This window comes from Streptomyces sp. NPDC007157 (assembly GCF_040634235.1).
Taxonomy (GTDB): domain Bacteria; phylum Actinomycetota; class Actinomycetes; order Streptomycetales; family Streptomycetaceae; genus Streptomyces.
On record NZ_JBEYFE010000013.1, the window covers coordinates 118,007 to 133,280 of the forward strand.

8 protein-coding genes are annotated in these 15,274 nt (G+C 73.4%); all 8 read left to right on the top strand.

Features of this window, described 5'->3' with window-relative positions:
• The first annotated feature begins 125 nt into the window (after positions 1-125).
• The 8 genes from ABZ642_RS24025 (at position 126) to ABZ642_RS24060 (ending at position 15,206) form a co-directional block, all read left to right on the top strand.
• Complete coding sequence (locus ABZ642_RS24025; RefSeq protein WP_360488004.1) at positions 126-2,201, top strand: serine/threonine-protein kinase; 2,076 nt, start codon at positions 126-128, stop codon at positions 2,199-2,201.
• Positions 2,202-2,337: 136 nt separating this feature from the next.
• On the top strand, positions 2,338-5,061 hold the full coding sequence (locus ABZ642_RS24030) for a protein kinase (protein ID WP_360487578.1): 2,724 nt from the start codon (positions 2,338-2,340) through the stop codon (positions 5,059-5,061).
• Between the two features lie 178 nt (positions 5,062-5,239).
• Positions 5,240-6,985 (top strand): serine/threonine-protein kinase, encoded by a 1,746-nt coding sequence (locus tag ABZ642_RS24035; RefSeq protein ID WP_360487582.1) that lies wholly within the window; start codon positions 5,240-5,242, stop codon positions 6,983-6,985.
• Between the two features lie 88 nt (positions 6,986-7,073).
• Positions 7,074-8,681: a serine/threonine-protein kinase gene (locus ABZ642_RS24040; RefSeq protein ID WP_360487585.1), complete on the top strand. Its 1,608-nt coding sequence runs from the start codon at positions 7,074-7,076 to the stop codon at positions 8,679-8,681.
• Between the two features lie 141 nt (positions 8,682-8,822).
• Positions 8,823-10,526 carry a LamG domain-containing protein gene (locus tag ABZ642_RS24045; RefSeq protein WP_360488007.1) on the top strand — a complete coding sequence of 568 codons (1,704 nt, stop codon included), beginning with the start codon at positions 8,823-8,825 and terminating at the stop codon, positions 10,524-10,526.
• 130 nt (positions 10,527-10,656) lie between these two features.
• Complete coding sequence (locus ABZ642_RS24050) at positions 10,657-11,589, top strand: serine/threonine-protein kinase (RefSeq protein WP_360487588.1); 933 nt, start codon at positions 10,657-10,659, stop codon at positions 11,587-11,589.
• 136 nt (positions 11,590-11,725) lie between these two features.
• Positions 11,726-13,351 (top strand): succinic semialdehyde dehydrogenase, encoded by a 1,626-nt coding sequence (locus ABZ642_RS24055; protein ID WP_360487591.1) that lies wholly within the window; start codon positions 11,726-11,728, stop codon positions 13,349-13,351.
• A 79-nt stretch (positions 13,352-13,430) separates the two neighbouring features.
• Positions 13,431-15,206: a GMC family oxidoreductase gene (locus ABZ642_RS24060; RefSeq protein ID WP_360487594.1), complete on the top strand. Its 1,776-nt coding sequence runs from the start codon at positions 13,431-13,433 to the stop codon at positions 15,204-15,206.
• Positions 15,207-15,274: the final 68 nt, after the last annotated feature.

A 15,274-nucleotide genomic window follows, 5' to 3' on the forward strand; every position in this document is an offset into this window, starting at 1 on the left:
CGCCCTCGTCACCGGGGGTTCCGATCGGCCGGTCCGATGCGCGGTCAGGGGCACCCTGGGCGTTGGGCACTTGTCGGGTGAGGGACAATGAAGGCTCTGTCAGGGCGGGTTGCATGAGGGGACGCATGTCGGAGGCGGAGCGGGCGGGTACTTCTCGTCAGGAGACTCGTCAGGACAACAGTGAGCGTCTTCTCGCCGGGCGGTACCGGCTGGGACGAGTGCTTGGCCGCGGCGGCATGGGCACGGTGTGGCGCGCCGAGGACGAGACCCTCGGTCGGACGGTGGCCGTCAAGGAGCTGCGGTTCCCGTCGAACATCGACGAGGAGGAGAAGCGGCGCCTGATCACGCGCACCCTGCGTGAGGCCAAGGCGATCGCCCGGATCCGCAACAACAGTGCGGTGACGGTCTTCGACGTGGTCGAGGAGGACGACCGGCCCTGGATCGTGATGGAGCTGGTCGAGGGCAAGTCGCTGGCCGAGGTCATCCGGGAGGACGGCCTGCTCAAGCCCCGGCGCGCGGCCGAGGTCGGGCTCGCGATCCTGGACGTGCTGCGGTCGGCGCACCGCGAGGGCATCCTGCACCGGGACGTGAAGCCGTCCAACGTGCTGATCGCCGAGGGCGACGGCCGGGTCGTGCTCACCGACTTCGGTATCGCCCAGGTCGAGGGCGACCCGTCGATCACCTCCACCGGCATGCTCGTCGGCGCCCCTTCTTACATCTCCCCGGAGCGGGCCCGCGGTCACAAGCCCGGCCCGGCGGCCGACCTGTGGTCGCTCGGCGGCCTGCTGTACGCGGCGGTCGAGGGCGCCCCGCCCTACGACAAGGGGTCGGCGATCGCCACGCTGACCGCGGTGATGACCGAACAGCTGGAGGAGCCCAAGAACGCGGGGCCGCTCAGGGACGTCATCTACGGTCTGCTCACCAAGGACCCCGCCCAGCGGCTGGACGACGCCGGCGCGCGGGCGATGCTCAACGCGGTGATCAACGCGCCCGAGGAACTGCCCGTCGACGCCACACGGGTCGTGCCGCTGCCTCCGCAGCCGGACGCGCCGCAGGAGGAGAAGGGCACCACGCCCAGGCGGGGCGAGGAGGCCGGGGAGAAGCTGCGCGGGGCGCTGCGGTCCGTGCGGAAGGCCGCGGGAGCGGCGAGTGCCGCGTCCGCGACCCGGTCGAAGAGCGCCGCTGCCGAGGCGGGTGCCACCAAGGCCGGCCCGGTCGCGACCGGCTCGGGCTCGGTTACCGGCTCGGCGGACGGCGCACGTCCCGCTGCCGGTCCCCTCGCCGGTGCCGGCGGTGCCGGTGCGGGCAGCGGATCGACGGGGGCCAAGTCCGCCGCCGGCAAGGCGAGTTCCGGGTGGCCCGTGGTGCCGCCGCCGGATCTGGACCTGGCGCCCCGGACCGTGCCCCGGGCCCCCCTCACGGACGTGGTGCCGAAGCGGACCCTGGTGATCATCGCCGTGGTGGTGGCGCTCGCCGTGCTCGGTACCGTGCTCGCCCTCACGCTGGGCGGCGGTGACGGGGACGACAAGGGGAGTGGCAAGAGCGGCGGTTCCAAGGCGGTGGCCACCTCGGGCGCGAGCGCGAAAGCGAGCGCGAGTTCCGGTTCGGGGTCCGGCGGTGGGTCCTCCACCAAGGAGGACACGAGCGGCGGTACGCAGGCGGACGGCGACTCCGCGACGGCCGCGACCGCCGGGAACTCCGGGGACACCGACGGATCGGACGACAACGGTTCCTCGGCGTCGAACTCCAGTGGCAGCAAGGATGACAGCGCCAAGGCGGTCCGCACGTACGACGGCGGCCAGGGGTACTCGATCGGGCTGCCCAAGGGCTGGAAGTTCCAGACCGACAGCCCCGCCGGGGACCGGTTCACCGGGCCCGACGGACAGAAGCTGCTGATCGGCTGGACGAGCACGCCCAAGGACGACCCGGTGGCGGACTGGAAGAACCAGGAGCGTTCCATGGTGCGCTCCCAGTACCACAAGATCCGAATAGCGGCGGTGAGCTACCGCGGCTGGAACACGGCTGACTGGGAGTTCACTTACGTCGACGGCGGTACCGAGTTCCGGACCGTCGACCGCGGGTTCGTCGTCAGCCCGAACCAGGGGTACGGGCTGATGTACACCGCGAAGGCCGCCGACTGGAGCAGTGAGCTGCGTGAGGACACCTGGAAGACGCTGACGGCGAGCTTCGAGCCGAAGTGACAAATTCGCATCCCCTCAATGCGAATTGCCTCCGGCACGTATCGTGAGTGGTTGCGGACCGTACGCATCCAGGTAGGTATGCGGAACGGGTCGCGAAACGAGCGGATTTGACCACCGGGCGGCCGGGGGAGGCAACGTGGACGACTACGCGGGTCGGGTGCTCGCCGACCGCTACCGCCTGCCCCTGCCCCCCTCCGACGAGTACGAACACACCGAGACCCGCGCCTTCGACACCTACAGCGGGCAGGAAGTGTACGTCCGGCAGGTGCCGTTGCCGGAGGTCGTCGAGGCCGAGGTGCTAGACGCGGAGGGGCTGCCCGACGGTTTCACGGCCCGTGACCGCGGCGCGCGTCGGCCACCGGCCGCCCGCACCGCGACACGCCGGCCGAGCGATCCCGCGGTGCGCCGCGCCGTGGAGGCCGCGCAGGCCGCCGCCCGGATCCCCGACCATCCCCGGCTCGACCAGGTCTTCGACGTGTTCGCCGAGGGCGGCTCGCTCTGGATCGTCAGCGAGTTCGTGGCCGCGCGGTCGCTGGCCACCCTGCTCGCCGAGCGGCCGCTGACGCCGTACCGGGCGGCCGAGGTCGCCTCCGACGTGCTGATGGCGCTCCGGGTGCTGCACGCGCACGGCTGGGTGCACCGCAACATCACCGCCCGCACGGTCCTCGTCTGCGACGACGGCCGCGTGATGCTGACCGGCCTCGCGGTCGGGGCGGCGGAAGAGGCGCTCTGCGGGTACGACCCGGTGCCCGCGCCGGAGGGAGAGGGCGGCGCGGGGGCCGACGGCCGTCGGCGGGTCGGGGAGGCGGAAGGTTCCGCCACATCCGGCGGTCCGGCCGGTCCCGGCGGCTCGGGAGCCCTCGCTGTCGGGGGCATCGGGAGCATCGGTGGTGCGGCGGGTGGTACGACCGGCGCGCGGACGGCGCCCGGTGTGGCGGAAGTGGACCCCGAGGCCGCCCGGCGCGCCGCCATCCAGGCCCGGGCCGCCGGCGGGTTGCCGGGGGCCGGGCCCGACGAGGGCTCGGGCGGGGCCGGTTCGGGTGCGGTGGAGCGGCGGGCGTTGGAGACCGGCGGGGACATCCGGGCCGCGCGGGCCGGGGCGATCGCCGCGTACCGGGCGGGGGCCAGGGCCGCGGCCCGGGTCCAGGAGACCCAGCAGAACGGTCGGGCCGCGCTCCCCGGCGCCCGGCCACCGGCCGACGGCGACACCACGCCCCCCGCCCCGCAGTCGCCGCACGGGCCGGGGCAGGCCAACGGTGCCGCGCAGTCGCCGTATGCCAACGGGGCGGCCCAGTCGCCGTATGCCCCGGGACACGCCAACGGGGCGGCCCAGCGGTCGCCGTACGCCCATGGGCAGGCGCAGGTGGAGGCGACCGGCGGTGGGCAGCGGGCCGTCGGCAGTGTGCCGCCCGGACAGATCGCCGACCCTTACGGGGTGAGCGGTGCGCCCTCGCCCTGGCACGGGGCGGTGCCCCGCCCCGGCACGCCTCCCGCGGAGCGCACCGCGCTCCCGGCCGTCGGCGCCGGTACCGACGTCCCGCGGCCGGTCGTACCCGCGCAGGCTCCCCGTTGGGGCGAGCCGGGTGCCGTCGTGACCGGGCGGCGCGGGCCCGCCACCGCGCTGGCCGCCGAGCGGGCCCGGCAGGTGCGGATGACCGTGGTCGGACCGGTGACCGAGCGCTGGGCGCCGGAACAGGCCGGCCCCGTGCACGAGAACTGGCAGCTGGCGGCACCCATCGGCCCGGCCACCGACCTGTGGGCGCTGGGCGCGCTGCTGTTCCGGGCCGTACAGGGACACGCGCCGTATCCGGAGGAGTCCACGGCCGAGCTGGTGCAGCTGGTGTGCTCGGAGCCGCCCGCCTTCGCGGAGGAGTGCGGGTCGCTGAGGCCGGTCGTGGAGTCGTTGCTGCGTCAGGACCCCACCGAACGGCTGGACTTCGAGGAGCTGCGCGGCTGGCTGCGCTCGCTGGTGCGGTCCGCGCCCGAGCCGGACGCCGGTGCGCATGTGGTCGCCGCGCCGCCCGCCGCCGACCCGGCTCGGCTGCCGATCGTCCGCCGGCGCGGGCAGCTGGTGCGCTGGCGCCGGGCCGGGCTTCCGGCGACCAGCCCGCACGGCCGGCACAAACGGGCCAGGCAGGAGGCCAAGTCCCCGCGCAGGCTGGGCCGTACGCTGCTTCTGCTGGTGCTGCTCCTGCTGGCCGCGGTGGTCGCGTACGCCATGCTCTTCCTGCCCAAGAAGGACACCGCGGACAACGGCGGGGCGACGAACGGTGACCGGACGGGCGCGGCCGGCCAGGCCGGTCCCGCACCGAGTCCGAGTCCGACCCCCGCACAGACACCGTCGCAGACGGCGGCCCCGTCCACCGAGACGCAGACCACCGCGGGTTCGACGGGCGGCGCCACCGCCGCCGACGGCTTCACCCTGCGCAACGACCCGGACGGCTTCCAGGTCGCCGTCGCCAAGGGCTGGAACCGTTCGCCGCGCAACGGCAGCGGCCAGGTGATCTACTCGCACGGGAAGTTCGAGCTGATCGTCGTGGCCGGCCGGGACAGCGCGGCGACCTACGGCAGCGACCCGATGACGTACCAGCGGGACAAGGAGCGGGAGTTGCAGCCGTACCGGGACTCCAGCTGGGCCACGGCGGGCGGGCTGCGGACCATCACGGTGGGCCAGAAGGTGTCCGCCGAGGGACAGTTCACCTGGACGGACAGCTGGCAGGGCGACCTGTTCGTACGGAACATGGTCTTCCTGATCAACGGTCGGTACCACATCGTCCAGGTCCGCGGCCCGGAGTCGGAACGGGACGAGGTCACACGGCTGTACGACCAGGCGTCGTCGACGTACAAGTACACGGGCTGAGCGTCAACGCCGGTGCGAGCCGAATGGTTCCCGTTCCGGTGGGCGGATTCTGTTCACTTTCCGGGCCGAAAGCGAAAACCGTCACAGTGCTGTCTCCGTGGGACCCCACCGGTTCCATGACCGAAGGCCGGTCCTTAGTCTGGCCCTGACAAGACCATTGCGGGGCAACGTGAATCAGATGCAGGGCCTGCTCATCGCGGGCCGCTACCGGCTGGCCGACATCATCGGCAGCGGCGGCATGGGCCGGGTGTGGCGCGCCCACGACGAAGTGCTGCACCGGGCTGTCGCCATCAAGGAGTTGACGGCCGCGCTCTACGTCTCCGAGGGCGACCAGGCCGTCCTGCTGGCCCGCACCCGGGCGGAGGCCCGGGCCGCGGCGCGCATCAACCACTCCGCCGTCGTCACGGTCCACGACGTCCTCGAACACGACGGCCGTCCGTGGATCGTCATGGAGCTGGTCGAGGGCCACTCGCTGGCCGACGAGGTCAAGGAGCGCGGGCGCGTCGAGCCGCGGGAGGCCGCACGGATCGGGCTGTGGGTGCTGCGCGCGCTGCGCGCCGCGCACAGCGCCGGCGTGCTGCACCGGGACGTCAAGCCGGGCAACGTCCTGATCGGCCGGGACGGCCGGGTCCTCCTCACCGACTTCGGCATCGCGCAGATCGAGGGCGACACCACGATCACCCGTACCGGGGAAGTCGTCGGATCCGTCGACTACCTGGCGCCGGAGCGCGTGCGCGGGCACGACCCCGGGCCGTCCTCCGACCTGTGGGCGCTGGGCGCGACGCTGTACACCGCGGTGGAGGGGCGCTCGCCGTTCCGCCGCACCTCGCCGCTGACCACCATGCAGGCCGTCGTCGAGGACGAGGCCGCCGAACTGAGCAACGCGGGCCCGCTGGAACCGGTCATCACCGCGCTGCTGCGCAAGGAACCCGCCCAGCGGCCCGGCCCCGAGGAGACCGAGCAGATGCTCGCCGAGGCGGCGGAGGGCCGGCGGCCGAGCGGGGCGCAGGCGTACGTACCGACGCGGTCGCAGGTCACCGGGGGGCCACGGCCGGACCCCGTGACACCGCACGCGGGCTCGTTCGACAGCTCGCGGGACTCGGCGTCGTACGGCAGCCCGTACAGCGGCTCGCAGGGCGGGTCGTACGGCGGCTCGCAGGGCGGTTCCTACGGCGGATCGTACGAGGGACGGAGCCCCTCGGGCGGCTCCATGGACGCGGCGACGACCATCGGCCCGCCGTCCGCCTCCGGAGCCGCCCAGCCCAGGCGGCGCCGGCTGCGTACGCTCGCGCTCGTCGTCGCCATGGCCGCGCTGCTCGGCGGTGGCGCGGCGGTCGCCCTGCAGAAGTGGGACTTCGGGCAGCAGGACGGCTCCGGCAGCGTCGCCGCGCCCGCCACGTCCGGTTCCTCCTCCGGCGGCCCGACCTCGGCGCCGGACGGCGCGGTCCCCACCGACTGGAAGTCCGTGGAGGACCCGCTGGGCTTCAAGCTCTCCCTGCCCAAGGGCTGGAAGCGGAGCGTCTACGGCATCGACGGTGACCTCAAGCAGATCGACTACACGCCCGACAACGGCCGGCACTTCCTCCGCATCGCCATCGACAGCTCGCCCGACTTCTCCGACGCGCTCGCGCACCAGCTCGACCTGGAGCAGCAGTTGCAGCGGCTGGTCGACTACCACCGCGTGACCATGGAGAAGAACCTGTACCGGGACCGGGACGGGTCGGTGTGGGAGTACACCTGGACCGCGCTGAAGAAGGACGGGGCGAACGCCGCCGGGCCGCGGCGCGCGATCGAGGAGACGTACTACTCGCGGGCGGGCGTCGAGTACGCGATCTACATGTCGTCGCCGGCGACGGACTGGCCGACCGCGAGCAAACAGTTCAAGTGGGTGCTGCAGAGCTGGGATCCGGGAGCGTCCGGCTGACGCCGCGCGCTCCCGTGCGCCGCCCCGGGCGCGTTTGTTGGCCGGTCACCGTCCGGAACGCAGGCGTCCGGTGCGGCATCATGGGGCCATGGGGACCGACGGGGAAGCCGTCCGGCTGATCGCGGGGCGTTATCGCCTGGAAACGCGGCTCGGGCGGGGCGGGATGGGTGTCGTATGGCGCGCGACCGATCAGTTACTCGGTCGGCAGGTCGCCGTGAAGGAACTCACCGTCGACGACTCGCTCCCGGACGACGACGCCCGGCTGCGCCGCGACCGCACCCTGCGGGAGGCGCAGGCCGTCGCACAGCTGCACCACCCGCACATCATCGTGGTGCACGACGTGGTGGAGGAGGGTGAACGGCCCTACATCGTCATGGAGTTGATCGTCGGGGGTTCGCTCGCCGACCGGATCTCGCGGAGCGGTCCGGTGGACGTCGGGGAGGCCGCGCGGATCGGGATCGCCCTGCTGAGCGCGTTGCGGACGGCGCACACGGCCGGGGTGCTGCACCGGGACATCAAGCCGGCGAACGTGCTCGTCGAGGCGGCCACCGGGCGTGTCGTCCTCACCGACTTCGGGATCGCGCAGGTCGCGGGCGCCACCACGCTCACCGAGACCGGTTCCTTCGTGGGCTCGCCCGAGTACACCGCGCCCGAGCGGATGTCCGGCTCCCGCTCCGGTCCCGCCTCCGACCTGTGGTCGCTGGGCGCGCTGCTGTGCGCGGCGCTCAGCGGCGAGTCGCCGTTCCGGCGCGACTCGCTCGGCGGGATCCTGCACGCCGTGGTCTCCGACGAGATCCGGCCACCGGCCCAGGCGGAGCCGCTGCTGCCGGTCGTACGAGGCTTGCTGGAGCGGGATCCCGAGCGGCGGCTGGGCGCGGCGGAGGCCGAGCGGATGCTGCGCGGGTTCCTGGAGACGGGGGCAGTGGCGGTCGCGAGTACGGCGGAGAGCGCCGGCGTCTCCGCGTACACGCCGACCCAGCGGGACGTGCCCTGGCCACCGGCCCCGGTGCCGGCCGGGTCACCCCGGTACTCGCCCCGCGGAGTGCTGGTCGCCGCGCTGCTGGTCGCGGCGATGGCCGGGGCCGGCGTGTCGGCGGCCGCGCTGTTGTTCAACGGCGGCGGAGGCGGCGGCACCCCGGCCCCCGGGCCCACGGCGACCGTCTCCCCGTCACACCCGACGGCCACCACCCCGACTCCGTCGCCCTCATCCTCGTCACCCTCGTCGCCCTCGCCTCCGGCCACCGACTCCCGCACCGCGCCCTCCGGTTACCGTCTCGCGCGGGACCCGGGCGGCTTCTCCCTCGCCGTACCGGAGGACTTCACCCGCGATCCGCAGGGCCAGCGCGTCTTCTACCTGTCGCCGGGGCAGGCCTTCCGGCTCGGCATCAGGGTCTCCGAGCCGCAGACCGGCGGACCGGGGACGGCGATGCGGCGGGCTGCGGCCGACGGGCCGAGCACCAACCCCGGCTACCACGACGGCCGGGTCACCGACACCACCCACCTGGGACACCCCGCCGCGTTCTGGGAGTTCACCTGGAAGGGCTTCAGCGCGGCGGAGGGCCCCCGGCACACCTACGACCTGTGCTGGGAGGAGGGCGGCCGGATGTACGACGTGTGGGTGTCCGCGCCGGTCGGGAAGGTACGGGAGGCGCGGGAGTACTTCGACGTCGCGGTGGACACGTTCGCGGCGGGCTGAGGGCGCGGGGTGCCTCGGCGGCCGCCCCGCACGGCCCGGGACGAGTGGCAAATGCGTTGCGTGGGACGGAAGTTGTGGTCATCCTCCTCTTGGCCCGGTGTTGACCCGGGCTTGTGGCGAGCTTGGGGAGAGGTCTTGACGATGACAACCGTGGGGCGGGGCTCCGTGGTGACGTGCGCGTTCGCCGTGCTGGCGGTGGCCGCCGCGGTCCCGGCCGCGGCCGCGGCGTCGGCCGAGGACGGTGCGGCGCCGTCGGCGCCCGTCGTCTCGTCGGCCGAGTACCCGGACGACGGCGACTGGCACGACGGTGTCGGCACGTACGGCACGTTCACGATCGACTCGGCCTCCGACGACGTCGTCTCGTACCGCTACAGCTGGCTCGGCGGCGCCACACACACCCTCGCGCCGGCCGCGCCCGGCGGCCCGGTCGCGCTCCGCTGGATGCCGGAGGACGACGGGGCCACCTATCTCCAGGCGCAGGCCGTCGACGGCACCGGCAAGGTCAGCGCGCGGACCACGTACTACGTGAAGGTCTCGCAGGGCCGCACGGCCGTCACCCACTGGGACCCGCAGCACTCCTCGGGCGCCACGCCCGGCACCGGCGTCACCCTCGACGCGTCCGGCCCGTCCGGGACGAGCGTGACCTCCGCCGCCGCGCTGGACGGCACGGACGAGGGATACCTGAGCCTCGACTCGGCCGTGGACACGGCGGGCACCTTCGCCGTCGACGCCTGGGTACGGCCCGACACCCTCGACGGTTCCGTGACCGCGGTCAGCCGTGCCTCCGGCTTCGCGCTGGGCACCGCGACCGACCCGGCGACCGGCGCTCCCGTCTGGTCGTTCAGCCTCCCCACCCGGGACGGCGGCACCGCACGCGTCACCGGCGGCGCCCCCGAGCGGGGCGAATGGGCCCACCTCGCCGGCGTGTACGACACCGAGACGCGGACCGTGCGGCTGTACGTCAACGGGAGCCCGGCCGGCGCGGCGGAGGGCGTCACGGCGGCCGGTGGCGAGGGAACGCTGCGGCTCGGCGCCGACGGCACCGGCGGACACTGGCGCGGGCTGCTCACCGACGTGAACGTCTGGGACCGGGTCTTCGTGGCGAAGGAGGCCGACGAGGCGGCGGCGCGCTCGGCACAGCGGATCGGTTACTGGGATCTGGACACCGCCACCGACGGCAGCAGCCCGGCCCAGGCCGGCGGCGAGCCGCTCACCCTCGCCGGGGACGCCGCCATCAACACCGGCAGCGACGACTGCGCCACCGACCCCGACTGCGTCCCGGCCACCTACCCGCTGTGGGGCACCGGCGACCTCCTCCTCGACGGTGACGGCGACTACGCGAGCACCCCCACCGCGGTCACCCCGACCGACGCCGGCTTCTCCGTCACCGCGCACGTCCGCGTCGACACCGGCACCGCCGACCACGACATGACCGTGCTGTCCCAGCCCGGCGCCCACACCGACCTGTTCACCCTGCGCTATGTCGCCGCCTCCCAGACCTGGGAGGCCGTGGTGGCCCACGAGGACAGGGCCGGCGCGCCCACCACGACGGTCAGCGCGCCCGCCGACTGGGCCGCGTCGAGCGACGAGTACCTCGCGGTGGTGTACGACGAGAAGGCCGACCAACTCCGCCTCTACGTCGCCGCCGACTACCCCGCCGCCACGGCGGACGTCGCCGGCGAGAACACCTGGACGCCGACCGGCCCGCTCCAGGTCGGCCGCACCCGCACGCCCGACGGCGGTGCCGACTACCTGGCCGGCGCGATCGACGAGGTGCACACCTACGCGGGCGTCCTGACCCGGGTCCAGATCGCCCAACTCGCCATCGGAGGCGTCGACATCTGACGGCCACGGGCCCCTTCCAGACGCCGTCCAAGCCCCGTCCGGGCCCCTTCCACAGGAAGGGGCCCGTGCTCCGCGGTCCGCTGACCGTGGCGCTTCGACAAGGGCATGGTGCGCAAGGTACTCATGTGGCATGAGTGAAGACGGCGAACAGCCGGTCGGGGAACGTCTGATCGGTGGGCGCTATCGGCTCGCCGAGCGCATCGGCTCCGGGCCGACCGGCACCGTGTGGCGCGCCCGCGACGAGCAGGACGGGCGGCAGGTCGCCGTCAAGGAGCCGCGCCTGACCGGCGAGCCGGACGACGAGGAGCGGCAGCGCGCCGCACACCGCCTGCTGCACGAGGCCCGGGCCGCCGCCCGCGTCGACCATCCGGCCGCCGTCGCCATCCTCGACGTACTCCAGGAGGGCGAACTTCCCTGGGTCGTCATGGAGTTGGTGGAAGGTCCGTCTCTCCAGGAAGCGCTCGCCGCCCACGGCCCGCTGGCGCCCGCCGAGGCCGCCCGGATCGGGCTCGCGGTGCTCGGCGCCCTGCACGCCGCCCACTGCGTCGGCATCGTGCACCGTGACCTCAAGCCGTCCAACGTTCTCCTGGAGGCCGGGGGCGATCGGGTCGTACTGACCGACTTCGGTATCGGCGCGGGTCAGCAGGGTCAGCAGGGGCACAACGGCTCCGACGGCTCCGACGGCTCCGACGGCTCCGACGGCTTCGTCGCGCCCGAGTGTGCCGCCGGACGGGGCGCCGGTCCCGCGTCCGACCTGTGGTCCCTGGGCGCGCTGCTGCGAGCGGCCACCGCGCGGGACGCCGGTCCCCTCGGCCCGCTTCTGGAGAGGCTCCTCGCCCCCGACCCGGAGGCCCGGCCGGCCGCCCCGGAGGCCGCCGAGATCCTCGCCGGGGCCGCGGGGGCGGCCCTGCCGAAGTGGGTCACGGAACCTCCGGCACCGGCACCGGCACCGGCACCGCCGCCGCCCCCGGCCGCACCGGCCCCGGCCGCTCCCGAACCCCGCCGCCTCACCCCCCTGACAGCCCTCGGCCTCCTTCTCGCCAAAAAACCGGAACGCGGCTGACCGGCGCCGATCGTCCCCGGTCCAGCCCCTGATCAGCACATTCCCCGCCAGTGATCGCTGGCACTGTGTGTGCACTCGGTGAATGCGGGTTACCCACGGGTACCCAAAGGCTCCGCTCCCGAATACCCTGCGGCTCATGACGGACTCGCAGGCCCCGGCCCCCGCACCGGCCACCACCGGCACGAACCCGCTCGCCCCCGCCCCCGCAGGGGCCCGAACCGCCGCCGACGTGGTCACGCCCGAGCTGGTCGCCCAGCTCACCAAGGGCGTCGTCGGATCCGGTCGTACGGCCAACCACACGCCCTTCACCGGCGAGAAGCTGGCCGACCTGCCCGAGTCCACCCCCGAAGACGTGGCGAAGGCCTTCGACGCGGCCCGCGCCGCGCAGGCCGTGTGGGCGAAGGTGCCGGTACGGCAGCGCGCGGCCGTCCTGCTCCGCTTCCACGATCTGGTGCTGGCCCGCCAGGCGGAGGTCCTCGACCTCATCCAGCTGGAGACCGGCAAGGCCCGCCTGCACGCGCACGAGGAGGTGCAGGCCGTCGCCGTCGCCGCCCGCCACTACGGGCGCAAGGCCCCCTCCTACCTGAGGCCGAAGCGGCACGCGGGCGCCATGCCCACCCTCACCAAGGTCACCGAACTGCGCCACCCGCGGGGCGTGGTGGGCCAGATCGCCCCCTGGAACTACCCCCTGGAACTCTCCGTCGGCGACGCGTTGCCCGCCTTCGTCGCGGGCAACGCGGTCGTCATGAAGCCGGACACCGAGACCTGCCTGACCGCCCTGTGGGCCCGCGACATCCTCATCGAGGCCGGGCTGCCCGCCGACGTCTTCCAGGTCGTCCTCGGCGCGGGCCCGGTCGTCGGCCCCGAGGTCGTCAGGCACGCCGACTACGTCTCCTTCACCGGCTCCACCCGCACCGGCCGCGAGGTCGCCCAGGGCGCCGCCGCCCGGCTGGTCGGCGTCTCCCTCGAACTCGGCGGCAAGAACGCCATGCTGGTCCTCGCGGACGCCGACATCGAGAAGGCGGCCGCCGGCGCGGTGCGCGCCTGCTTCTCCTCGGCGGGCCAGCTCTGCATCTCCATCGAGCGGCTGTACGTCCACGAGTCGGTCGCCGACGCCTTCGTCGAGCGGTTCGCCGCCCGCACCAGGGCCATGCGCCTGGGCAGGTCCCTCGCGTACGGCGCGGACATGGGATCCCTGGTCGGGGAGCGCCAGCTGGAGACGGTCACCCGGCATGTGGAGGAGGCCGTGGAGAAGGGCGCGACCCTCCTCGCCGGCGGCACCGCCCGCCCCGACATCGGCCCCTACTTCTACGAGCCGACCATCCTCGACGGCGTCGAGGACGCGATGGCCGTCTGCACGGAGGAGACCTTCGGCCCGGTCGTCTCGATCTACCGCTTCAAGACGGAGGACGAGGCCGTCGAGCACGCCAACGGCACACCGTACGGCCTCAACTCCTCGGTCTGGACGAAGAACGGCAGCCGGGGCCGTGCCGTCGCCGCCCGCCTGCGCACCGGCACCGTGAACGTCAACGAGGGCTACGCGCCCGCCTACGGCAGCGTGCAGTCCCCGATGGGCGGCATGAAGGACTCGGGCCTCGGCCGCCGGCACGGCTCCGAGGGCATCCTCAAGTACACCGAGGCGCAGACGGTCGCCCAGCAGCGCCTGCTGCCGATGGCCCCCTCGCTCGGCATGGACGACGAGAAGTACGCCGCCTTCATGAGCACGAGCCTTCGGGTGATGAAGGCACTGAGGCTGCGATAGCCGACCCGTCTTTCGGGGGCGCGGGGAACTGCGCGAGCGACCACACTCAACCCGCACGTACGCTCAAAGAGGAGAAATCGTGCCCCAGGATGCCTACGACTACGACGTCATCGTCGTCGGCTCAGGCTTCGGCGGTTCCGTCACCGCCCTGCGCCTGACGGAAAAGGGCTACACCGTCGGCGTCCTGGAAGCCGGCCGCCGCTTCACCCGCGAAGCCCTCCCCAAGAACTCCTGGGACATCAAGAACTACCTCTGGGCCCCCGCGCTCGGCTGCTACGGCATCCAGCGCATCCATCTCCTCGGCAACGTCATGGTGCTGGCCGGCGCGGGCGTCGGCGGCGGCTCGCTCAACTACGCCAACACCCTCTACGTTCCGCCGAAGGCCTTCTTCGACGACCCCCAGTGGCGTGACATCACGGACTGGCAGCAGGAGTTGAAGCCGTACTACGACCAGGCGCAGCGCATGCTCGGCGTACGGCTCAACCCGACGATGACCCCCTCCGACGTCCACCTGAAGGCGGCGGCGGAGAAACTCGGCGTCGGCGACACCTTCCACCTCGCCCCCGTCGGCGTCTTCTTCGGCGACGGCAAGGACGCCGACGGCGAGGCGAAGGCCGTGCCCGGCGACCAGGTCGCCGACCCCTACTTCGGCGGCGCGGGCCCCGCCCGCAACGCCTGCACCGAGTGCGGCGAGTGCATGACCGGCTGCCGGCACGGCGCGAAGAACACCCTCAACGAGAACTACCTCCACCTCGCCGAGCAGGCGGGCGCGGTCGTGCACCCCATGACCACCGTCGTCTCCGTCACCGACGACTCCCGGGGCGGCTACGCGATCGCGACCCTCCCCACCGACGACAAGAAGGCGAAGGGCCGGATCTTCAAGGCGCGCCGGGTCGTCGTCGCGGCCGGCACCTACGGCACCCAGACCCTGCTGCACCGGATGAAGGCCGGCGGCCAGTTGCCGTACCTCTCCGACCGGCTGGGCGACCTCACCCGTACCAACTCCGAGGCCCTGGTCGGCGCCCAGACCGACGACCGCCGCTACCGCAGGGCACACGGCACCCCGAAGGCCGACTTCACCCGGGGCGTCGCCATCACGTCCTCGATCCACCCGGACGAGAACACGCACATCGAGCCGGTCCGTTACGGCAAGGGCTCCAACGCGATGGGCGGCATGTCCATCCTCCAGGTGCCGTACGCGGAGGGCTCCTCCCGCGTCCTCGGCTGGCTGGCGAACGCGGCCCGCCACCCCCTGCTCGTGCTCCGCTCGCTCTCCAACCGGCGCTGGTCGGAGCGGACCATCATCGGCCTGGTGATGCAGTCGCTGGACAACTCGCTGACGACGTACCTGAAACCGGACGGCGTCGGCAAGGGCCTGCTCACCGCCCGGCAGGGGCACGGCGCCCCCAACCCCAAGCAGATCAAGGCCGCCTCGGAGGCCGCCAGCGTGCTCGCCGCCGAGATCAACGGCTTCGCCGGCAGCAACGTCGGCGAGCTGATGGGCACCCCGCTCACCGCGCACTTCCTCGGCGGCTGCCCGATCGGCGACTCGCGCGAGACCGGGGTCATCGACCCGTACCACCGGCTCTACGGCCACCCGGGCATCTCGGTGGTGGACGGCGCCGCCGTCTCCGCGAACCTGGGCGTGAACCCGTCGCTCACCATCACCGCGCAGGCCGAGCGCGCGATGTCGTACTGGCCCAACAAGGGCGAGACGGACCCGCGGCCACGGCAGGGCGAGGCGTACGAGCGTCTCCGGCCGGTCGAGCCGCACCGCCCCGCGGTACCGGCGGAGGCCTTCGGCGCGCTGCGCCTGCCGCTGCTGGACATCCCGGCCGTACCCCCGAAGAAGTAACCCGGGCGCCCGAAGGTCCGGACGCCGAAGAGGGACCTGAGCCCCCCTCCGAGCCCAGGTCCCTCTTC

Bases quoted from the DNA above. Each gene is read 5' to 3' on its own strand.
- ABZ642_RS24035 (WP_360487582.1), top strand. From the start codon at position 5,240: ATGCAGGGCCTGCTCATCGCGGGCCGCTACCGGCTGGCCGACATCATC.
- ABZ642_RS24045 (WP_360488007.1), top strand. From the start codon at position 8,823: ATGACAACCGTGGGGCGGGGCTCCGTGGTGACGTGCGCGTTCGCCGTG.
- ABZ642_RS24025 (WP_360488004.1), top strand. From the start codon at position 126: ATGTCGGAGGCGGAGCGGGCGGGTACTTCTCGTCAGGAGACTCGTCAG.
- ABZ642_RS24055 (WP_360487591.1), top strand. From the start codon at position 11,726: ATGACGGACTCGCAGGCCCCGGCCCCCGCACCGGCCACCACCGGCACG.
- ABZ642_RS24040 (WP_360487585.1), top strand. From the start codon at position 7,074: ATGGGGACCGACGGGGAAGCCGTCCGGCTGATCGCGGGGCGTTATCGC.
- ABZ642_RS24050 (WP_360487588.1), top strand. From the start codon at position 10,657: ATGAGTGAAGACGGCGAACAGCCGGTCGGGGAACGTCTGATCGGTGGG.